The organism is Rhizobacter fulvus, assembly GCF_964020785.1.
On record NZ_OZ224516.1, the window covers coordinates 4649049 to 4670962 of the forward strand.

Sequence of the window (21914 nt, forward strand, 5' to 3'; positions counted from 1 at the left end):
CCTCAATCGCGCAGGTCGGGCTCGAAGAATATCCACCGCGTGCTCGGGAATGCACCGCGCAGGCTGCGCTCGATGCCGTTGATGGCCTCGATCAGCGCCACGTCCGAGGCGAGCGGGTGCATCCTCGCCTTCACCGCCACCATGATCTCGCTGCCCAGCTGCTGCGTGATCAGGCTGTACACCTGGGCCACCTGGGGCTGCGCCTCGAGATGCGCGCGCATGGCGGCCAGCACGGTGGGCTCCGCGCTCTGGCCGACCAGCAGCGCCTTGACCTCCACGCCAACCAGCACCGCCACCAGCACCAGCAGCACGCCGATGCAGATCGAGCCGACCGCGTCCCACATCGGGTTGCCGGTGACCATCGCCAAGCCGATGAAGCCGAGCGCCACCACGAGGCCGCCCAGGGCGGCCATGTCCTCGCCGAATATCACCAGCAGCTCGCTCTGGCGCGAGGTCCGGAACCAGCGCCACAGGCCCATGTCGCCGCGCTCCTTGTTGATCTCGCGCAGCGCGCCCCACAGCGAGACCGATTCGGCCACGATGCCGAAGCTCAGGATTCCGACCGCCACCCATGCGTACTTCACCGGACCGCTGTCGTGCAGCTTGTGCACGCCTTCGTAGATCGAGAACAGGCCGCCCATGCTGAACAGCATCAGCGCGACGATGAAGCTCCAGAAGTAGATCGCCCGGCCGTAGCCGAGCGGATGGTCCGGCGAGGCACCGCGCTTGGCCTCCTTCAGGCCCCAGATCAGCAGGGCCTGGTTGCCGCAGTCGGCAAACGAGTGGATCGCTTCGGCCAGCATCGAGGCCGAGCCGGTGTACACCGCGCCGGCCGTCTTCGCGATCGCGATGGCGAAGTTGGCGGCGAGGGCATAGAAGATCGACCTGAGTGAATCGGCCTGCGCGGACATGGTGCTCCCGTGTTGAAGCCGGGGCACACGCCCGTCGTCAGGGGGCGCGGCAACCGGCGAGTACGTCGAAGGGCTGTTTGTACTCGACCGCCGCAATGCCGAGCAGTCCGAGGGTCGTGTGAAAGAGGTTGTCGTGCGTCAGCGGCACGTCGCGTCTGCCCCGGACGCAGGCCGTCTGGGCGCTGGCGTGCGGCCCTTGCCACAGGATCATCGGCACGTGTTTCTGCTCGATTGGCGCGACGGCGTACGGCAGCCCGTGCAGGTAGAGGTTGTTCTCGCCCAGCGATTCGCCATGGTCGGACAGGTAGAGCATCGTCGTGTCGTAGGCCGACTGCTGGCGCAGCCAGCCGATCGTCTGGGCCAGCACGTGATCGGTGTAGGCAATCGAGTTGTCGTAGGCATTCACGAGTGGGTCGCGCCCGCACTGCTGCAACACGTTCGTCGTGCACTCGGGCATGAACGGCTTGCGGTCGGGCGGGCTGCGCTTGTAGTACGCCGGGCCGTGGCTGCCCATCTGGTGCAGCACAAGCAGCACCCCGCGTCCACGGCGGTCGGCCGGCAGGGCGGCCAGGCGCGCATCGAGGCCGTGCAGCAGCGCGGCGTCCAGGCAATCTTCGCCATCGCACAAGTTCGCGGGCAGCGCCGGCGCGCCGGCGACGGGGTCATGCGCGAAGGCGTTCGGCACGCGCTCGCACAGGCCCTTGCAGCCGGCCTGGTTGTCGAGCCAGAGCACCGCCATGCCGGCGCGCTGCACCAGGTCGAGCAGGTTCTCGTGGTCGCGATCGCGAGACTCGAAGCCCTGCTTGCCGAGCGACGAAAACATGCACGGCAACGACGCCGCCGTGTTGGTGCCGCAGGACATGACCTGGCGGAAGCTGGTGACGTCGAGCTTGGCGAGTTCGGGGTTGGTCGGCCGCGCGTAACCGTTGAGCGCGAAGTGATCGGCCCGCGCGGTCTCGCCGACGACGACCACCACCAGCGGCGGCTTGCCGCCCGGCGCACGTGCCAGCACCCGTGCGTCGGCCCCGATCGCGAGCGGCGGGCCGGCAGGACGCGCCTTCGACTTCAGGCCCAGGTCGACCAGTGCATAGAGCGAATTCACCGGGTTGATCAGGTAGCGCATCGACTTGTGGTTGCGCATCGTCGCCGACAGGTCGGCGAACAGCGCGAACAGCAACGCGGCCAGCACGATCACCAGCGCGAGCAGGCCGGCGAGGTTGCGACCGGCTTGCCGCAGCACGCCCAGTCCCCGCACCGGCGCACGCCAGAGCAGCAGGAGCGGCAATGCGGCCAGCAGCACCACGCTGCCGAGCATGCGCAGGTTCAGCAGGTCACGCACCTCGCGCGGGTCGGTCTGCACGACGTTGGTCATCATCGTGGTGTCGATGACCACACCGTAGCTGCCCATGAAGTGCGCACCGAACGCGGCGGCGAGCAGCATGAACGCGATCGCGGGCTTGATCGTGACGCGCCAGGCGAACAGCGTGAGCAACAGCGCGTTGACCGCGGCGACCATCGCGGCGAAGCCGATCAAGAACAGCGCACCCCGGGCCGACTGGGTCTCGGGCAGCGCCAGCAGCGCCTGCCACAGCGGCCAGTTCGGCAGCGCAGCGATCCACAGGCCCGCCAGCACCGCCAGCGTCCACGGATTCCAGCCGCCTCCCGCAGCGGCGCTGCTGGACAAGCCGGAGAAGGTCTTGCGCTGCGTCATGCCCGTGATTGTCGGTCGGCCGGCCGTCCAGGCCGACCGGACAGCCGGCGATTTACTTGAACAGGTCCTTGACGCGGTCGGTCCACGTCTTGGCGTTCGGCGAATGCCGGTCGCCGGACTTGCGGAACGACTCGTCCAGTTCCTTCAGCAGCTTGCGCTGGTGTTCGGTCAGCTTGATCGGCGTCTCGACGCTCACGTGGCAGTACAGGTCACCCGGGTAGCTCGAACGCACGCCCTTGATGCCCTTGCCGCGCAGGCGGAAAGTCTTGCCGTGCTGCGTGCCCTCGGGCAACTCGATCTCGGCCTTGCCGCCGAGCGTGGGCACCTCGATCTCGCCGCCCAGCGCCGCGGTCGTCAGGCCGACCGGCACGGTGCAGTGCAGATCGTCGCCGTCGCGCTCGAAGATCTCGTGCTGCTTGATCCGGATCTCGATGTAGAGGTCACCCGCCGGCCCGCCGTTCGTGCCCGGCTCGCCGTTGCCGCTGGAGCGGATCCGCATGCCCTCGTTGATGCCGGCGGGGATCTTCACCTCCAGCGTCTTGTTCTTCTTGATCCGGCCCTGGCCGCTGCAGGTGGTGCAGGGCTCGGGGATGATCTTCCCGGTGCCATGGCAGTGCGGGCAGGTCTGCTGGATGCTGAAGAAGCCCTGGCGCATGTGCACCGTGCCCTGGCCGTGGCAGGTGCTGCAGGTCTTGGGCGAGGTGCCGGGCTTGGCGCCGCTGCCTTTGCAGGTCTCGCAGGTCTCGTACGACGGGATGCGGATCTGGGTTTCCTTGCCGTGCGCCGCTTCCTCGAGCGTGATCTCCATCGCATAGCTCAGGTCGCTGCCGCGAAACACCTGCTGACCACCACCGCGGCGCTGCCCGCCCGCGGCTGCGCCGCCGAAGATGTCGCCGAAGATGTCGCCGAAGGCCTCGGCGAAGCCGCCGAACCCTTCCGCGCCCGGGCCGCCGGCACCGCGGCCCATGTTCGGGTCGACGCCGGCGTGGCCGTACTGGTCGTACGCGGCCCGCTTCTGCGGATCGGTGAGCATCTCGTAGGCCTCCTTGGCCTCCTTGAACTTCTCTTCCGACTTCTTCGCATCGTCACCCTGGTTGCGGTCCGGGTGGTGCTTCATCGCGAGCTTGCGATAGGCCTTCTTGATGTCGTCTTCGCTGGCGTTCTTCGCCACCCCCAGCGTTTCGTAGTAGTCGCGTTTGGCCATGAAATCCGGGCTCCGTCGATTCGGTATTCGCTTCAAGCACCAACGCCGGTTCCGGTCGGAGCCGCGTGCTCCGCCCGAAACCGGCGAGGGTCAGTGTTGGGCCAATCAGCCCTTCTTGACTTCCTTGAACTCGGCGTCGACGACGTTGTCGTCGGCCGCCGGCTTCGCGGAGGCGGCCTCGGCCTGCGGCTGTGCCTGGTCCCCGGCACCCGCCGCAGCGGCTGCGGCCTGCGACTCGGCGTAGATCTTCTCGCCCAGCTTCTGGCTCGAGGTCATCAGCGCCTCGGTCTTGGCCTCGATCTCGGCCTTGTCCTCGCTCTTCAGCGATTCCTCGGCGTCCTTCAGGGCAGCCTCGACCTTCTCCTTCTCGCCGGCCTCGAGCTTGTCGCCGTGCTCGGCCAGGCTCTTCTTGACGCTGTGGATCATCGCGTCGGCCGAGTTGCGGGCCTGGATCAGCTCGAGCTTCTTCTTGTCGTCGGCCGCGTTCATCTCGGCGTCCTTGACCATCTGCTCGATCTCGGCCTCGCTCAGGCCCGAGTTGGCCTTGATCGTGATCTTGTTTTCCTTGCCGGTGCCCTTGTCCTTCGCGCCGACGTGCAGGATGCCGTTCGCGTCGATGTCGAAACTCACTTCGATCTGCGGCATGCCGCGCGGCGACGGCGGGATGCCTTCGAGGTTGAACTCGCCCAGGCTCTTGTTGCCAGAGGCCATCTCGCGCTCGCCCTGGTAGACCTTGATCGTCACGGCCGGCTGGTTGTCGTCGGCGGTGCTGAACACCTGCGCGAACTTGGTCGGGATCGTGGTGTTCTTCTTGATCATCTTGGTCATCACGCCGCCGAGCGTCTCGATGCCCAGCGACAACGGCGTCACGTCGAGCAGCAGCACGTCTTTGCGGTCGCCGGCGAGCACCTGGCCCTGGATCGCGGCGCCGACGGCGACCGCTTCGTCAGGGTTCACGTCCTTGCGCGGCTCCTTGCCGAACAGCTCCTTGACCTTCTCCTGCACTTTTGGCATGCGGGTCATGCCGCCGACCAGGATCACGTCGTTGATCGCGCCGACCGCCACGCCGGCATCCTTGATCGCGGTGCGGCACGGGGCAATCGTGCGCTCGATCAGGTCCTCGACCAGGGCCTCGAGCTTGGCGCGCGTCAGCTTGATGTTCAGGTGCTTCGGGCCCGAGGCATCGGCCGTCACGTACGGCAGGTTGATGTCGGTCTGCGTGCTCGACGACAGCTCGATCTTGGCCTTTTCGGCCGCTTCCTTCAGGCGCTGCAGCGCGAGCACGTCCTTCGTGAGGTCGACGCCTTGCTCCTTCTTGAACTCGGTGACGATGTAATCGATGATGCGCTGGTCGAAGTCTTCGCCGCCGAGGAAGGTGTCGCCGTTGGTCGACAGCACCTCGAACTGCTTCTCGCCGTCGACATCGGCGATCTCGATGATCGAGATGTCGAACGTGCCGCCGCCCAGGTCGTACACGGCGATCTTGCGGTCGCCCTTCTCGTTCTTGTCGAGGCCGAACGCGAGCGCGGCCGCGGTTGGCTCGTTGATGATGCGCTTCACATCCAGGCCGGCAATGCGACCGGCATCCTTGGTGGCCTGGCGCTGCGCGTCATTGAAGTACGCGGGCACGGTGATCACGGCCTCGGTGACAGTCTCGCCCAGGTAGTCCTCGGCGGTCTTCTTCATCTTGCGCAGCGTCTCGGCGCTGACCTGCTGCGGCGCGAGCTTGTTGCCGCGCACTTCGACCCACGCGTCGCCGTTGTCGGCCGCGACGATCTTGTAGGGCATCAGGTCGATGTCCTTCTGCACTTCCTTCTCGGTGAACTTGCGGCCGATCAGGCGCTTCACCGCGTACAACGTGTTCTTGGGGTTGGTGACGGCCTGGCGCTTCGCCGAGGCGCCGACGAGGATCTCGCCGTCTTCCTGGTACGCGACGATCGACGGCGTGGTGCGCGCACCCTCGCTGTTCTCGATCACCTTGGTGGTGTTGCCTTCCATGATCGACACGCACGAGTTGGTGGTGCCGAGGTCGATGCCGATGATTTTGGCCATGATGGTGTGCTCCTGGAGACTGGATTGAGTTGTTCTTAACGTGTGGATAAGGTGTGGGCTTTCAAGCCTGAACCTGTGGACTTCTCGCGGCTTTCGTCAGGCAGAGGCCGCGACGGTGACGAGCGCCGGGCGCAGCACGCGGTCGGCGATCAGGTAGCCTTTCTGCAGCACCGTCACCACCGTGTTGGGCTCCTGTGCGGCGGGCACGACGCTGATGGCCTGGTGCTGGTGCGGGTCGAACTTGGTACCGGCCGCCGGATTGATCTCGACGACCTTGTTGCGCTCGAGCGCCGAGACCAGCTGGCGCAGCGTGGCATGAACGCCTTCGAGCATCTGCTCGGGCGTGGCGTCGGGCAGCGCGATCGCGGCCTCCAGGCTGTCCTTCACGGGCAGGAGGCTGTCGGCGAAGCCCTCGACGGCGTACTTGCGCGCCTTGGCGATCTCGTCCTCCGCGCGCCGGCGGGTATTTTCGGCCTCGGCCTTGGCACGCAGGTAGGCATCGGCCACTTCGGCGTGCTTGGCCTCGAGCTCCTGCAGCCGGGTGTCGGCGTTGGCGGCCGCGCTGTCCTGGGCCGTGCTCGGGTCGGCGGACTCGGGGGCGGGCGGGGAAGAAAAGGTCGGGTCGATGTTCGTCATGGCGTGCAAGGGTTTCCGTAGTCGCCCACGTGGGGCGATTGCCCTCAGGTTCAAGAGGGGATTGCAGGATTATTTGAGGCCGATCGCTCGGCCGGTGCCTTCATTCCGGCTCGACCGACGCGCTCCAGCGGTTCCAGTCGGCCAACTGGCGCCGGTCGCGCTTGGTCGGGCGGCCCTGCTCGATGGCGAGCGACGGTTCGGTATTCACGCGGCGCTCCAGCGCCTGGCGGGTGCGCTGCTCGAGACTTTCCGGCGTTTCCTCGAACATCTCGGCGGCGAGCGTCGCGGAGCCACGCTGTTCGGTGGCGGCCCGCACCCACACCACGCGGGCGACGGCGCCCTGCTTCAACGCGATCAGGTCACCGACCCGCACCTCGCGCGAGGCCTTGGCCGCCTGGCCGTTGACCTGCACCCGGCCGCGGCCGATCTCGTCGGCGCTCAGGCTGCGGGTCCTGAAGAAGCGGGCGGCCCAGAGCCATTTGTCGAGTCGGACCTTGTCGGTTCGGGGAGATTCTTTCATCGAGGCGGATTGTCGGCGAGCGGGAGCCGCACGGTGGCGTCCAGCCCTTGAACTTGGGCGCGCATCGTGCGGTTGTCAAGGGCGAGGGCGCCGCCGAGCGCCAGGACGATCTCCTGGCAGATTGCCAGCCCCAGGCCGGACCCGTGCCGCAGGTCGTGGCCCGGCGCCCCGGCCGCGAACGGCTGGAACAGGCGCTCGCGCTGCGCGCGGGAAATGCCGGGGCCGCTGTCGGCGATCGTCAGCGCCGCGTGGTGCGCGTCGCGCACGATCGAGACCGCCAGGCGCGAGCCGGCGGGCGTGTTCTTGACGGCGTTGTGCAGCAGGTTGCGGGCCAGCTCGCGCAGCGCCCACTCGTGCGCCCGCACCGGCGCCGGCACCGTCTCGAGCGAGAAGTCGATGTGCCGCTCGGCGATCAGCGGCGCCAGGTCGAGCGCGACCGCGCGCACCATCTCGGCCCAGTCGGTCACGGGCGCGTCACCCTGCTGGCGCAGCTGCTCGACCTTGGCGAGCGCGAGCATCTGGTTGGCGAGCTCGGTCGCGCGGTTCACGGTATGGTCGATCTCGGTCAGCGCCTGCGCCGGCTCGACATCGCCGCGCAGCGCCGACTGCACCTGCGTCTTCAGCACCGCCAGCGGCGTGCGCAGCTGGTGCGACGTGTCGCGCACGAAGCGCTTCTGGTGATCGAGCAGGTGGCCCAGCCGCGCCATCACCTGGTTGGTCGCGTCGACCAGCGGGAGCAACTCGCGCGGCGCATTGCCGAGCGCGATCGGCGTCAGGTCGTTCGCGTGACGGGCGTTGATGCGCTCGCTGAGCACCCGTACCGGCCGGGTCGCGCGGTGCACGACGAGCACGACGACGCCCGCGATCAGCGCGATCAGCGCGGCCTGGCGCCACAGGGTGTCGATCAGGATCTGGCGCGCGAGCGTCTGGCGCAGCTCCAGCGTCTCGGCGACCTGGATCGTCGCCATGCCGCGACCCTCGGCGCCGGCCACCGGCTGCAGCAGCACCGCGACGCGCACCGGCTGCTGCTGGTAGACGTCGTCGTAGAAGTCGACCAGTGCGGCGTAGGGTCCCTTGGCCGGCACCTGGCCCTTCCAACCCGGCAGATCCGCGAAGCCGGACACCATCTCGCCGCGGAAGCCGCTGACCTTGTAGAACATGCGGCTGCGGTTGTCGGCCTCGAACGGCTCGAGCGCCGAGTAGGGCACGGTCGCACCGAGGTGGGCGTCGGCGCCCGCGCCGATCACCTCCAGGTCTTCGCCGATCGTCTTGGCCGACGCGAGCAGCGTGCGGTCGTAGGCGGTGTCGGCCGAGCGCAGCGCCTGCCGGTACAGGCTGACGGTGTTGATCGCCACCACGCCGAGCACCGGCACCAGGATGCCGACCAGCAGCCGGCCGCGCAGCGACAGGCGACCCGCTCCGGTCACGCCGCCGCTTTCAGCAGATAGCCCAGGCCGCGCAGGGTCACGAGCTGCGCGCCGGTGTGGGCGAGCTTCTTGCGCAGGCGGTAGGCGACGACCTCGATCGCGTCGGACTGCACCTGCGATTCGCCCGGGAACACCAGTTCGGACAGGCGCTCCTTGCTCACCGCCTGGCCGGCCTTCGCCAGCACCGCGCGCAGCAGCGCGGCTTCGCGCGGTGCGAGTTCGAGCGGCTCGCCGCGGTAGTAGATCGCGCCGCTGTCGGCATCGCAGCGCAGGCCGCTGTATTCGGGGCTCGCGTCGGCTTCGGCGTCGGCGGCGCTCGCGTGGCGGCGGGCGAGGGCGCGCACCCGCGCTTCCAGCTCGTCGAGGTCGAACGGCTTGGGCAGGTAGTCGTCGGCGCCGGTATTCAGGCCGAGGATGCGGTCGCCGACCGTGCCGCGTGCGGTGAGGATCAGCACCGGCGTCTTCAGACCGGCGACGCGCGCCTGCTCGAGCACCTGCAACCCATCGAGCCCCGGCAGGCTCAGGTCCAGCAGCACCACGTCGGGCACGCTGGCCTGCCAGCGGTCGAGCGCGCGTGCACCGTCGGCACAACAGACCACCTGAATGCCGCGGCGCTGAAAGGTCCGCTGCAGCGTGGTCTGCATCGCCAGGTTGTCTTCGATCAGCAGCAGCTTCATGCGGCAACGGTAGCAGGCGCGGGCTTCGTGTTTCCCCTAGGCCGGTCGACAGCCGATTGACAGGCTGGCTCGCGAGCATCGACCATCGGTGCCATTCACGCCTACTGGAGACTCATGATGCGTCGCGATACTTTCCTCAAATCCCTCGCCGCGCTCGCCGCAGCGAGTGCGCTGCCCCTGCCCGCGTGGGCAGCAGCGAACCTCAAGATGCTGATCCCCGCCAACCCGGGCGGCGGCTGGGACACCACCGGCCGCGCGCTCGGCAAGGCGCTGATGGACTCCGGTGCCGCCAGCACCGTCAGCTTCGACAACAAGGGCGGCGCGGCCGGCACCATCGGCCTGGCGCAGTTCGTCAACAGCGCCAAGGGCGACGGCAACACGCTGATGGTGATGGGCGCCGTCATGCTCGGCGGCATCATCACCGGCAAGCCGCCGGTGCAGCTCTCGCAGGCCACGCCGATCGCGCGCCTGATCAGCGAGTACAACGTCTTCGTGCTGCCGGCGAACTCGCCGCTCAAGTCGATGAAGGACGTGGTCGAGCAGCTCAAGAAGGACCCGGGCAGCGTCAAGTGGGGCGGTGGTTCGCGCGGATCGACCGAGCACATCGCCGCGGCGATGCTGGCGCGCGAGGTCGGTGTCGACCCGGCCAAGATCAACTACGTGGCGTTCCGTGGAGGCGGTGAGGCGACCGCGGCGATCCTGGGCGGCAACGTCACGGTCGGCGGCAGCGGCCTGTCGGAGTTCTCCGAGTACATCACCACCGGCAAGATGCGCGCGATCGCGATGACCTCCGAGACGCGCCTGAAGGGCGTCGACGTGCCGACGATGAAGGAGCAGGGCTACAACGTCGTGATCGGCAACTGGCGCGGCGTGTACGGCGCCGCTGGCATCACGCCGGAGCAGCGCAAGGCGTTGACCGACATGATCCTGACCGCGACCAAGCACAAGTCCTGGGCCGAGGCGATAGAGCGCAACGGCTGGACCCCGGCGCTGTTGACCGGCCCGGCGTTCGACAAGTTCGTCGACGACGAGTTCGCGTCGTTGCGCGCGATCATGCACAAGTCGGGCATGGTGTAAGCATGACCGCCCGGTTGCCGCAGACGCTGATCGGCGTCGGGACGCTGGTGCTCGCGGCGGTGATGGCCGTGGGTGCCACGCAGATCAGCTCCGAGGCCGGCTACGGCGGCGTCGGGCCGAACTTCGTGCCCTGGGTCGTCGCGGTCGCGCTCGCGCTGTGCGGCGGCCTGCTGATCTGGGAATCCGTCAGCGGCGGCTTTCGCGAGATGGAGGAGCCCTCGGGCGACGAGCGCGGCTATTGGCCCGGCTTCGGCTGGGTCACCGCCGGCATGCTGCTCAACGCGCTGCTGATCACGCGCATCGGCTTCATCCTGAGTTGCACGCTGTGCTTCGTGCTCGCGGTGCGTGGCTACAAGGCGTCGCAAGGCGCGCCGGACTGGTCACCGATGGCGTTCGTCAAGGACGCGCTGATCGGCGCCTGCATCGCGGCGCCGGTGTACTGGATGTTCACCAAGCTGCTGGCGATCAACCTGCCCGGCCTGACCGGCAGCGGCTGGATCTGATGGAACCCTGATGGACATCTGGCACCAACTCCTCCAAGGCTTCATCACCGCCGGCACGCCGATCAACCTGCTGTGGGCGCTGGCCGGTTGCACGATCGGCACCGCGATCGGCGTGCTGCCCGGCATCGGCCCGGCCACCGCGGTGGCGATGCTGCTGCCCATCACGTTGCAGGTCGAACCCACCGGCTCGATGATCTTCTTCGCCGGCATCTACTACGGCGCGATGTACGGCGGCTCGACGACCTCGATCCTGCTCAACACGCCCGGCGAGGCCGGCTCCATGGTCACCGCCATGGAAGGCAACAAGATGGCCAAGAACGGTCGCGCCGGGGCCGCGCTCGCGACCGCGGCGATCGGCTCGTTCGTCGCCGGCACGATCGGCACGATCGTCGTCACGGTCGCCGCGCCGGTGGTGGCCAAGTACGCGGTGCTGCTCGGTCCGCCCGAATACTTCATGCTGATGATGCTGGCGTTCGTGACGGTCAGCGCGGTGCTCGGCAAGAGCACGCTGCGCGGCATGACCTCGCTGTTCATCGGCCTGGCGATCGGGCTGATCGGCCTCGACCAGATCAGCGGCCAGGCCCGCTACACGCTGAACGTGCCGGAGATGATGGACGGCATCGAGGTCGTGCTGATCGCGGTCGGCCTGTTCGCGGTCGCCGAGGCGCTGTACGTGATGCTGTACGAGGGCAAGGTCGTCGACACGCAGAACAAGCTGAGCAAGGTCCACATGACCGGCGAGGAATGGAAGCGCTCGTGGCCGGCGTGGCTGCGCGCGACCGCGATCGGCATCCCGTTCGGGACGATCCCGGCCGGCGGCAGCGAGATCCCCACCTTCCTCAGCTACGCGACCGAACGCAAGCTGTCCAAGCACCCGGAGGAGTTCGGCACGGTCGGCGCGATCGAAGGCGTGGCCGGCCCCGAGGCGGCCAACAACGCCGCGATCACCGCGACGCTGATCCCGCTGCTGACGCTCGGCATCCCGACCTCGAACACCGCCGCGATCCTGCTCGGCGCCTTCCAGAACTACGGCATCCAGCCGGGGCCGCAGCTGCTCGACAAGAACTCCGCGCTGGTGTGGGCGCTGATCGCGTCGCTCTACATCGGCAACGTGATGCTGCTGGTGCTGAACCTGCCGCTGGTGGGCATGTGGGTCAAGCTGCTGAAGGTGCCGAAGGCGCAGCTGTACGCCGGCATCCTGATCTTCGCGACGGTCGGCGTCTACGGCATGCGCCAGTCGGCGTTCGACCTGGTGCTGCTGTACGCGATCGGCCTGCTCGGGCTGGTGATGCGGCGCTTCGACTTCCCGGCCGCGCCGGTCGTGATCGGCATGATCCTCGGGCCGCTCGCCGAAGCGCAAATGCGCAACGCGATGTCGATCGGCGAGGGCAAGTGGAGCGTGTTCGTCGAGCGGCCCGGTTCGCTGAGCCTGCTGATTGTCGTGCTGGCGGTGCTGGTGCTGCCGCGTGCGATGAAGCTGCTGCGCAAGCGCCGGCCGGTGGTGGCGGGCGAGGGCTGATCAGGCCGCCGCGCCTGCGGCCAGCGCCCGCCGGCGCTGCTTCTCGCGCGCTTCCGGGTCGTCGGCCACGGTCGTCGGCCAGCCCTGCAGGTGGCGGATCGCAACCCCCGCCAGCGCCGCGATCCACTCGTGCTGGTCGTTCAGGCAGGGCAGGTAGTTGAATTCCGCGCCGCCTGCCTTCAAGAAGGCCGCGCGGCCTTCCTGGTCGATCTCCTCGAGCGTCTCGAGGCAGTCGGAGGTGAAGCCGGGGCACAGCACGTCGACCCGCTTGACCCCCTGCTGGGCGAGCGCGATCAGCGTGGGCTCGGTGTAAGGCTGCAGCCACTCGGCGCGGCCGAGGCGGCTCTGGAAGGTCACGACCATGTCGTCCTTGCCCAGTGCGAGCCGTTCGCCGAGTAGCCGTGCGGTCTTCAGGCACTCGCAGTGGTACGGGTCGCCGAGCGCGAGCGTGCGCCGCGGCACGCCGTGGAAGCTGAGCAGCAGCTTGTCGGGTCGGCCGTGCGACATCCAGTGGTCCTCGACCCGCTTGGCGAGCGCGGCGATGTAGCCGGCGTCGTCGTGGTAGCGGTTGACGAAGCGCAGTTCCGGCACGTGGCGCGCCTGCTGCGCCCAGGCGTAGACGGCGTCGCCGACGCTGGCGGTCGTCGTGGCCGAATACTGGGGGTAGAGCGGCAGCACGAGCACGCGCGTCGCCCCCTGGGCCTTCAGCTCGTCCATCACCGAGGCGATCGATGGACTGCCGTAACGCATCGCGTAATGCACCGTGACGGTGTGGCCGCGCTGCCCGAGGTAGCCGCGCAGCAGCTTGGCCTGCTTCTCGGTCCAGACCTTCAGCGGGGAGCCTTCCGGCGTCCAGATGCTGGCGTACTTGCGGGCCGACTTGGCGGGGCGCGTGCGCAGGATCACGCCGTGCAGGATCATCAGCCAGAGCAGGCGCGGGATCTCGACGACGCGCCGGTCGCTCAGGAATTCGGCGAGGTAGCGGCGCACCGCCGCCGGGGTCGGCGCGTCGGGCGTGCCCAGGTTGCAGAGCAGGACGGCCGTGCGCGAAGGGTCGCCGTGGCGGTAGGCCGGTTCGGGCGCGAAGCTCATCGGGCGCCGAACTCGGACGGCGGGCCGCGGTGCGTGTCGGCGAACTTCAGGATCTCGAAGCGCACGCACGGGCTGGCCGGATCGGACGGCGGCGCGCCCAGACCGATCGTGCCACTGCCGTGGAGCGTGCAACTGCCGCGGCGCAGGCCGATGATTTCCGGGTCGTGGTCGAAGCGCACGTAGGTTCCGTTGTAGGAGAGGTCGGTGAGCTGGAAGGTGCCGCCGTGCCAGACGATCCGGGCGTGCGAGCGGGACACCCGGGTGTCGTCGATGATGTAGGTCGCCTGCGGGCTGCGGCCCAGGATCACCGGCAGGCTGGGGCCGGCGTAGATCCGGTTCTGATCGAGCCAGACGAGGCGGATGCCCTCCGGCTCCGGCGAGAACACCAGCATCTCGCCGTAGGCCGTGGTCGCGGTGTCGCCGAAGCGGCGCGAGCCCTCGAGCAGGTACACGTGCACCGGCTCGACCCTGCCGCGCAGCTGCATGCGGTCCAGGCTGCGGAAGCGCGCCTGCTCCAGCTCGGGCAGCGCGCCGAGCACGACCGCCGTCACCAGCGTCTCGTTGTCGCCGGCGTGATCGAGCAGGCGGGCCGCCACGTTGACGGCGTCGCCGAAGACGTCGCCGGACATCTCGATCACCTCGCCATGCGCCAGGCCGACCTGCAGCTTCAGCGGCACCGATCGACCCGAGCCTGCGGGCGAGCCGATGCGCTCCAGCGATTCGTGCAGCTCGACGGCCGCCCCCACCGCCTGCGCCGGCCCGTCGAACATCGCCATCAAGCCGTCGCCGAGGGTCTTGACGACCCGCCCGCCATGGTGGCCGACGATCTGCGCGAGCAGCGCCACGCTCTGCGTGACGACCGCGGTGGCGTCGGCATTGCCGAGCGTCTCGTACATCGAGGTGCTGCCGCGCAGGTCGGCAAACAGGACGGACCGTTCGACGATCTGGGTCATGCGGAATGCGCGGGGCGGGCCATCCGCGGAGTTTAAGGGCGGCGGCCGCGGCGCCAACGAAAGAGGCCCCGTGCTGCCACGGGGCCTTGCGGTCGAACGCCCGACTTACAGCGTGTCGAGATAGGTGCGCAGCTTGTCCGAACGGCTCGGGTGCTTGAGCTTGCGGATCGCCTTGGCCTCGATCTGGCGGATGCGCTCGCGCGTCACGTCGAACTGCTTGCCGACTTCCTCCAGCGTGTGGTCGGTCGACATCTCGATGCCGAAGCGCATGCGCAGCACCTTGGCCTCGCGCGGCGTCAGCGAATCGAGAATGTCCTTGACCACATCACGCAGGCCGGCCTGCATCGCGGCCTCGATCGGCGCGGTGTTGTTGGTGTCCTCGATGAAGTCGCCCAGGTGCGAATCGTCGTCGTCGCCGATGGGGGTCTCCATCGAGATCGGCTCCTTCGCGATCTTCATGATCTTGCGGATCTTGTCTTCCGGGATCTCCATCTTCTCGGCCAGCGTCGGGGCGTCCGGCTCGAAGCCGAATTCCTGCAGGTGCTGGCGCGACAGGCGGTTCATCTTGTTGATCGTCTCGATCATGTGGACCGGGATGCGGATCGTGCGCGCCTGGTCGGCGATCGAGCGGGTGATCGCCTGGCGGATCCACCACGTCGCGTAGGTCGAGAACTTGTAGCCGCGGCGGTATTCGAACTTGTCGACCGCCTTCATCAGGCCGATGTTGCCCTCTTGAATCAGGTCGAGGAACTGCAGGCCGCGGTTGGTGTACTTCTTGGCGATCGAGATCACCAGGCGCAGGTTGGCCTCGATCATCTCCTTCTTCGCGTCGCGGCTGGCCTTCTCGCCCTCGTTCATGCGCTTGTTGATGCGCTTGAGGTCGTCGAGCGGCACCACGGCGCGCGCCTGCTGGTCGGTCAGCTTCTTCTGCAGCTCCTGCACCGGCGGCAGGTTGCGCGCGAGGATCGCGCTGTAAGGCTTGCCGGCGGCGACTTCCTTCTCGGCCCACTTCAGGTTCAGGATGTTCGGCGGGAAGTGCTTGATGAAGTATTCCTGCGGCATGCCGCATTTGTCGACCAGGATCTTGCGCAGCTCGCGCTCGTAGCGGCGCACGTCGTCGACCTGCGAACGCAGGATGCCGCACAGCTTCTCGATCGTCTTGACCGTGAAGCGGATCGTCATCAGCTCGCTGCTGATCGCCTGCTGGGCCTTGTTGTAGGCCGGCGACTGGTAGCCGTCCTTCTCGAACGCCTTGCGCATCTTGTCGAAGTTGACGCCGAGCGTCTCGAACTTGACCAGTGCCGCGGTCTTCAGCTCCTCGAGCTTCTTGGTCAGCGCCTTGCTGCCGCCCTGGCCGTCGTCGTCGTCTTCCTCGTCGAAGAAGTCGACGTCTTCCTCGGCCACGTAGTCGTCGGCCTCGTCTTCGGAGACGAAGCCGTCGACGGCCTCGGAGATCTTCATGTCGCCGGCGCGGATGCGGTCGGCGTAGCTAAGGATCTCGGCGATCGTGGTCGGCGAGGCGCTGATCGCGTACATCATCGCCTGCAATCCGCCCTCGATGCGCTTGGCGATCTCGATCTCGCCCTCACGCGTCAGCAGCTCGACCGTGCCCATCTCGCGCATGTACATGCGCACCGGGTCGGTGGTGCGGCCGAACTCGCTGTCGACGGTCGACAGCGCCGCCTCGGCGGCTTCTTCGGCTTCTTCCTCGGTGGCGGTGGTCGTGCCGCCGCCGGCGATCAGCAGCGTGGCGGCATCGGGCGCCTGCTCGTAGACCGCGATGCCCATGTCGTTGAGCATCGACACGATCGCCTCGAGGATCTCGTTGTCGACCAGCTTCTCGGGCAGGTGGTCGTTGATTTCCTGGTGGGTCAGGAAGCCGCGCGTCTTGCCCATCTTGATGAGCGTCTTCAGCTCCTGGCGGCGCTTGGTGGCTTCCTCTTCGGTGAGCGCGGTCTCCTCGAGGCCGAATTCGCGCATCAGCGCGCGCTCCTTGGCGCGCGACACCTTCATGCGCAGCGGCTTGGCCTTGACCTTGGTCTCGTCGGTGGCGGCCTCGACTTCGGGCTCGCCTTCCAGGTCGGACTCGAGGTCGGACAGGTCGACGTCGCTGTCCTCGCCCTTCTTGGCCTTCTCGTCCACCTTGGGTTTGCGTCCCGGCTTGCCCTTGGCGACCGGCTCGGCCTTGGCGACCGGCTTGGTGGCCTTCGCGACGCTCTTCGTGGACGCGACCGCGGGCTTCGCGGCGGCGGCCTTCTTGGTTTCGGGCGCAGGGGCGGCGGGGGCGGTCTTCTTCGCGGTCATGCAAATCCTTGGATGGTGTGAGGCCGACGTTGCGACAGCCCATTCATCGACTTGCGCACGATCGCGCGCAAATCAAGTCCGGCGGGCCGACAACGGCGTGGTACGCCGCGGCGACGTCGGTCGCATCGGCGGGTCCCTGCGGGCAAGCTCGGGTGATCATTTGGCGTGCAGTCCTTGCAGGAAAATTTGGCCTGAAACCCGCTGGGGGACCCTCGTTCAAAGGGTGGCCGGGGCCTGGAGGTGCTGCTGTCACGCTTAGCCGCGCTAACGTCAACCGAGGATTATACCGCCACGCCCCGCAATTTGCCAATGGCAATCACGCTTTCAGGCGCCGGCGCTCATCCATCAGCTCGCGGCTGCGGCGCAGCGAATCGGGCGATTGCGCCCCCGAATCGAACAGCGACTTCAGCTCCTCGTCGACCGCGTTCAGGCGCAGCTTGGTGACGACGAGCGAGAGCTCGTGGCCGATGTCGGCCTCTGGCTCCGGATCGTGGAACGCGGCGATCCGCGCCAGCACCGCGGCCGCGCCGGGGTCGTCCGGCGGCGCCTGGGCCCGCAACTCGTCCAGCATGGCTGCCGGCGCGAGCGGCCCGTGCTCGTGGACGCAGCGCTCGATCGCGCCGAACAGCGCGTCGTAGGGCGCCGGCTGGCCCGCCAGCAGGTCATGGGCGCCACCGTCGAGCCGGGCCCAGACCTCGCTGCGTTGCAGCAGCAGCCAGATCGCCCGGTCGAGCAGGTTCGCCGCACCCTTGCTGACGCGGCCGGGACGGCGCGCCGGCGGCCGCGACGGCGGCGCCGCGTGGGCGGCAGGGCGCACCGGCGCGTGGCCCCACTGGCGCGCCAGCTGGTCGACGTCGTCGCGCGCGGCGGCGGCGATGTCCGCGAGCAGCTGGCGCTTCAGCGTGCCGTCGGGCAGGGCGCTCCACCAGGGCTTGGCGTTCGCGAGCATGTGGGCGCGGCCCTCGGCGGTGGCCAGATCGCAGCCTTCGCCGGCCGCCTCGATCAGCTGGCGTGACAGCGGCACCGATTGCGCGATGCACGCCTCGAACGCCTCGGCGCCGAACTCGCGCACGTACGAATCGGGGTCGTGCTCGGGCGGCAGGAAGAGAAAGCGGATCGTGCGCGTGTCGCTCGCGTGCGGCAGGCTGGCCTCGAGCGCGCGCCCGGCGGCGCGGCGCCCGGCCTTGTCGCCATCGAAGCTGAACACCACCGACTCGGTGAAGCGGAACAGCTTGTGCAGGTGGTCCGGTGTGCACGCGGTGCCGAGCGTGGCCACCGCGTTGCCGAAGCCCGACTGGGCCAGCGCGACCACGTCCATGTAGCCCTCGACGACCAGGGCGTAGCCGCGCTGGCGGATCGCCACGCGGCCCTCGAACAGACCATAAAGCTCGCGGCCCTTGCTGAAGACCGGCGTTTCCGGGGAGTTCAGGTACTTGGGCTCGCCGCGATCGAGCACGCGCCCGCCGAAGCCGATCACGTCGCCCTGGACCGAGCGGATCGGGAACATGATGCGGTCGCGGAAGCGGTCGTATCGCTTCGTGGATGGAGCCCCTCGGCCGGTGGGTACGTCGTCCGATCCCCCGGGGGAATTGGGACCTTGGGGCGGCCCGGCGCTCGGCCCAGCCGCCTCGTCATCCGACAGCTTCGCGATCACGAGACCGCTCTCTTCGAGCAGCGGATCGTCATAGCTCGGGAACACGCTGGCCAGGCTGCGCCAGCCGTCAGGTGCGTAGCCCAGGCCGAACTGCGCGGCGATCTCGCCGCTCAGGCCGCGGCCCTTCAGGTAATCGATCGCGCGCGGACTCTGGCGAAGGTGCTTGCGGTACGCGTCGGCGGCCTTGGCGAGGACGTCGCTGAGGGTGCTGCGCCGCTGCTTCTGGGCCGCCGCCTGATCGCGCTCGGCCGCCGAGACGTTTTCCTCGGGCACCTGCAGGCCGGCCTGCTGGGCGAGGTCGCGCACCGCGTCGAGGAAGCTCATGCCGCTGTACTCGGTCAGGAACTTGATCGCGTCGCCGCTCGCGCCGCAGCCGAAGCAGTGATAGAACTGCTTGCTCGGGCTGACCGAAAAGCTCGGCGACTTCTCGCCATGGAAGGGGCACAGCCCCATCAGGTTCGCGCCGCCCTTCTTCAGCTGCACGTGGCGGCCCACGATCTCGACGATGTCGACGCGCGAGAGCAGGTCCTGGATGAAGGCGGGCGGGATCACGCGACAGTCTACCGCCGCGTCAATGGCCGGGCCGGTTCACGCCGGCGCGAAGAGTTCGGCCGCTTCCGGCATCCCGTCGTAGTCGCGCACCCAGTCGGCCACCTGGTCGGCCGGCATCGCTGCGGCGATGCCGTTGCCCTGGCCGGTCGGGCAGCCGATCGCGATCAGCCGCTCGGCCTGCGCGCGCGTTTCCACGCCTTCGGCGACCACCGAGCAGCCGAAGGTGTGCGACAGGCCGATCACGCCCTCCACGATCGCCAGGTCCTGCCGGTCGTCCAGCATGTTCAGCACGAACGAGCGGTCGATCTTGAGCATGTCGATCGGCAGGCGCTTCAGGTAGGTGAAGGTCGAGTAGCCGGTGCCGAAGTCGTCGAGCGCGAACCGCACCCCGAGCGCGCGGCACTCCTCCATCAGCGCGCAGGTGTAGTCGACGTCGGCCACCGCGGCGGTCTCGAGCACCTCGAGGATCAGGCGGTGCGCGACCGGCGCCTGATGTCGCGACAGCAGTCCCGCCAGATGCTGCGCGAACAGCGGCTCCTGCAGGTGCCGGGCCGAGACGTTGATGCTGACCGTGATGTCCAGCCCCATGCGCAGCCAGCGCGCGAGCTGGTCGATGCCCTGCTGCAGCACCCAGTTGCCGACGCTGATCGACAGCCCGGTGTTCTCGATCAGCGGCAGGAATTGCGCCGGCGACACCACGCCTTGCTCCGGATGCTTCCAGCGCAGCAGCGCCTCGACGCCGAGCACCTTGGCGCTGCGCATGTCGACCTTGGGCTGGAAGAACAGCCGGAACTCGTTGGCGTCGAGCGCCTCCTGCACCCGGCCGAGCGCGACGAAGCGCGCCTCGGCGCGGCGGTCATGCTCGGCGTCGAAGAACAGGTAGCCGTTGCGGCCGGCCTGCTTGGCGCCGTACATCGCGTGGTCGGCGTGGCGCAAAAGCGTCTCGGCGTCGGCCCCGTCGAGCGGGAACACCGTGGCGCCGATCGTGGCGGTCACCAGCACCGGCCCGGCGCCCACGCCCAGCCCGTAGGGCTGGCAGACCTGGTTCAGGACGCGCTCGACGGCGTGGCGACTCTCTTCGAGCGTGGCGGTGCGCAGCAGCAGCACGAACTCGTCGCCGCCGATGCGCGCGACCACGTCGTCGCCGCCGGCCCACGAGCGCAGCGAGCGGCGCATGCGGTTGGCCAGCTCGACCAGCAGCCGATCGCCGGCGTCGTGGCCGAAGCGGTCGTTGACCGGCTTGAAGTGGTCCAGGTCGAGATAGCACACCGTCAGCAGCGAGCCTTCGCGCCGGCTGGTCTGCATCGCCCCCTGCAGCATCTGCGCGAGGCGCACGCGGTTCGGCAGCCGGGTGAGCTCGTCGAAGTGGGCCTGGCGCTGCAGCTGTTCGAGCTGTCGGCGCGTGTGGGTGATGTCGACCACCGTGACGACGTGATTGCGCACCGGTTCGCCAGCCGCCGGCCGCACCGTGCTGATGGCCAACTGCAGCAGGCACGGCTCGCCGTTGCGGCGGTGGTGCGGCAATTCGCCGCGCCACGCGCCTTCGGCGAAGAGCGCCACAAAGATCGCGGCCAGGCGCGCGCGGTGCTCGGCATTCGCCGACGCCTGGTTGATCAGTTCCGGCACGGTGCCGAGGAGTTCTTCGCGGCTGTAGCCGGTGATCTCGACGTAGGTGGGATTGGCATCGACGACGCGGTGCTGCGCGTCGGTGATCAGCAGCCCTTCATGGAGATGCCGGAACACACTGTCCGAGACGGCTTGCGACTCGCGCGCGGACTGCATGTCGCTGATGTCTCGCGCCGTCGTGATCACGCGCAGCGGTTCGCCGCCGGGTCCATGCTCGCAGACCAGCGCGTGCAGTTCGAACGGCTTCCAGCGGCCGTTGCGGCACTGCATGCGGCATTCGACGCGGCAGGTGAGTTCCCGGCGTTGCTGCAGCGATTCCACCGCCTCGCGAACCGCGCGTGCGTCGTCCGGGTACACCAGCGTCCAGAACGCGTCCAGGCTGTGACCGAACGGCTGCATGCGGTGGCCCAGCAAGGCCAGCCAGCGCGACGAGAGCTCCATGCGGCCACCGGCCACGTCCCATTCGCCGATGCCGATCTCCGAGACATCGAGCGCCATCTGCCAACGGCGCTCGTTCGCGGCGATCTCCCCGGCCAGCGCCGTGGCGACCATCGGGATGGCCAGCAGGCTGCAGGCATACCCCACCAGCAGCCACATTTCGTCGGTGCCATCGTGCCGGTAGAACGCGCCCACGCCGGAGGCGGCGGCGATCACGGTGCCTGCCGTCAGCACCAGTGCCGCCGTCGATGCCGCGAACAGGCCGCTGCGCGCCACCAGCGCGCACAGCACGAGGTGCGGCAGGAAGAACAGCGGCGACTGCATGCCCTGGCCGGGCTCGGTGAAGAAGGTCAGCAGCAGCGCGCTTGCGACGGCGGCGGCCATGAGCAGGGCGCTTTGCAGCCAGCGCCAATCGCCGACCGCCTGCCGCCAGGCGGCCCATGACAGCGTCAGCAGCGGGATGCCGACCAGCATCGTTCCCATCGCGCTGCCCACCCAGGCCGCCGCGCCGGCGCGCAGCATGTCCGGGCCGTCGAGGGCGCCGCCGAGCGCGAGCGCCGCGATATGGCCCAACGCGCCGATGGCGGCCGCGAGGCCGACGCCGATCGCCGCGAACAGCCACAGGTCGCGACGGCGATCGAGTGCCGGGTGCAGGCCACGGCGCTGCAGCAACCAGGCACCGACCACCGGGCCGGCCGTGTTGCTCGCGGCAATCAGTGCCGCGAGCCAGGGTGGGTGCCCCGCGGACCACGCCACTGCGAACGTGCCCAGGCCCACCGCCGGCCACAGGCCCGTACCGAACCGCAGCAGTGCCGCCAATGCGATCCCCGCGGGCGGCCAGATGAGGCTGAGGTGGCCGTCGATGGAAGGCATCGACAGCGCGGCGCGTCCGCCCAGGTAGCACGCCACCAGGACCCACAGGGAGCGCGCGGCCCACGCACGCGAACCCCACAACGTGGCGGGCGCCGAAGGCAACTTGAGGGGGCGGACGGCGGGCACGTGGGTCGACTGAACTTTGTGCGTAAATGTAAGTCAACGTCGCGTTCTTGCCCCGTCGA

16 protein-coding genes are annotated in these 21914 nt (G+C 68.6%); 3 read left to right on the forward strand and 13 right to left on the reverse strand.

All coding sequences use genetic code 11. The annotated features are described in order from the left end of the window. Positions 1-2: 2 nt before the first annotated feature. From ACWH49_RS22160 to ACWH49_RS22195, 8 genes are all read right to left on the reverse strand, one after another. Positions 3-911: a cation diffusion facilitator family transporter gene (locus tag ACWH49_RS22160; protein WP_448173414.1), complete on the reverse strand. Its 909-nt coding sequence runs from the start codon at positions 909-911 to the stop codon at positions 3-5. Between the two features lie 37 nt (positions 912-948). After that, entirely contained in the window at positions 949-2622 is a 1674-nt protein-coding gene (locus tag ACWH49_RS22165) for a phosphoethanolamine transferase (RefSeq protein WP_448173415.1), read from the reverse strand. Between the two features lie 52 nt (positions 2623-2674). Next, positions 2675-3826 (reverse strand): molecular chaperone DnaJ, encoded by a 1152-nt coding sequence (gene dnaJ, locus ACWH49_RS22170; RefSeq protein ID WP_056469111.1) that lies wholly within the window; start codon positions 3824-3826, stop codon positions 2675-2677. A 105-nt stretch (positions 3827-3931) separates the two neighbouring features. Further along, entirely contained in the window at positions 3932-5878 is a 1947-nt protein-coding gene (dnaK, locus tag ACWH49_RS22175; protein ID WP_448173416.1) for a molecular chaperone DnaK, read from the reverse strand. A 96-nt stretch (positions 5879-5974) separates the two neighbouring features. Further along, the gene (gene grpE / locus ACWH49_RS22180) at positions 5975-6514 is read right to left on the reverse strand and encodes a nucleotide exchange factor GrpE (RefSeq protein WP_448173417.1); all 540 of its coding nucleotides are present in this window, start codon (positions 6512-6514) and stop codon (positions 5975-5977) included. Between the two features lie 100 nt (positions 6515-6614). Then, entirely contained in the window at positions 6615-7034 is a 420-nt protein-coding gene (locus ACWH49_RS22185) for an RNA-binding S4 domain-containing protein (protein WP_448173418.1), read from the reverse strand. After that, positions 7031-8461: a sensor histidine kinase gene (locus ACWH49_RS22190; protein ID WP_448173419.1), complete on the reverse strand. Its 1431-nt coding sequence runs from the start codon at positions 8459-8461 to the stop codon at positions 7031-7033. Before ACWH49_RS22190 ends, ACWH49_RS22185 begins: the two co-directional genes overlap by 4 nt. After that, a complete protein-coding gene (locus ACWH49_RS22195; protein ID WP_448173420.1) occupies positions 8458-9138 on the reverse strand; it encodes a response regulator transcription factor in 681 nt (226 codons plus the stop codon). The genes ACWH49_RS22190 and ACWH49_RS22195 overlap by 4 nt, the downstream gene beginning before the upstream one ends. Positions 9139-9255: 117 nt before the next feature. Between ACWH49_RS22195 and ACWH49_RS22200 the strand changes: the two genes are divergently transcribed. The 3 genes from ACWH49_RS22200 to ACWH49_RS22210 are packed head-to-tail and all read left to right on the forward strand — an operon-like array spanning position 9256 to position 12237. Further along, positions 9256-10215 (forward strand): tripartite tricarboxylate transporter substrate binding protein, encoded by a 960-nt coding sequence (locus tag ACWH49_RS22200; RefSeq protein ID WP_448173421.1) that lies wholly within the window; start codon positions 9256-9258, stop codon positions 10213-10215. A 2-nt stretch (positions 10216-10217) separates the two neighbouring features. After that, the gene (locus tag ACWH49_RS22205) at positions 10218-10718 is read left to right on the forward strand and encodes a tripartite tricarboxylate transporter TctB family protein (protein WP_448173422.1); all 501 of its coding nucleotides are present in this window, start codon (positions 10218-10220) and stop codon (positions 10716-10718) included. Positions 10719-10728: 10 nt separating this feature from the next. Next, positions 10729-12237: a tripartite tricarboxylate transporter permease gene (locus ACWH49_RS22210; protein ID WP_448173423.1), complete on the forward strand. Its 1509-nt coding sequence runs from the start codon at positions 10729-10731 to the stop codon at positions 12235-12237. On the opposite strand, the gene hemH is transcribed toward ACWH49_RS22210, so the two are convergent. The 5 genes from hemH to ACWH49_RS22235 all read right to left on the reverse strand — a co-directional run bounded on the left by hemH (position 12238) and on the right by ACWH49_RS22235 (position 21855). Further along, the gene (gene hemH / locus ACWH49_RS22215) at positions 12238-13329 is read right to left on the reverse strand and encodes a ferrochelatase (protein ID WP_448173424.1); all 1092 of its coding nucleotides are present in this window, start codon (positions 13327-13329) and stop codon (positions 12238-12240) included. It abuts the gene before it with no gap. Continuing rightward, complete coding sequence (locus ACWH49_RS22220) at positions 13326-14282, reverse strand: adenylate/guanylate cyclase domain-containing protein (protein ID WP_448173425.1); 957 nt, start codon at positions 14280-14282, stop codon at positions 13326-13328. The genes hemH and ACWH49_RS22220 overlap by 4 nt, the downstream gene beginning before the upstream one ends. Positions 14283-14387: 105 nt before the next feature. Further along, positions 14388-16586 carry an RNA polymerase sigma factor RpoD gene (gene rpoD, locus ACWH49_RS22225; protein WP_448173426.1) on the reverse strand — a complete coding sequence of 733 codons (2199 nt, stop codon included), beginning with the start codon at positions 16584-16586 and terminating at the stop codon, positions 14388-14390. A 316-nt stretch (positions 16587-16902) separates the two neighbouring features. Beyond that, the gene (locus tag ACWH49_RS22230; RefSeq protein WP_448173427.1) at positions 16903-18792 is read right to left on the reverse strand and encodes a DNA primase; all 1890 of its coding nucleotides are present in this window, start codon (positions 18790-18792) and stop codon (positions 16903-16905) included. Positions 18793-18828: 36 nt separating this feature from the next. After that, on the reverse strand, positions 18829-21855 hold the full coding sequence (locus ACWH49_RS22235; protein WP_448173428.1) for an EAL domain-containing protein: 3027 nt from the start codon (positions 21853-21855) through the stop codon (positions 18829-18831). Positions 21856-21914: the final 59 nt, after the last annotated feature.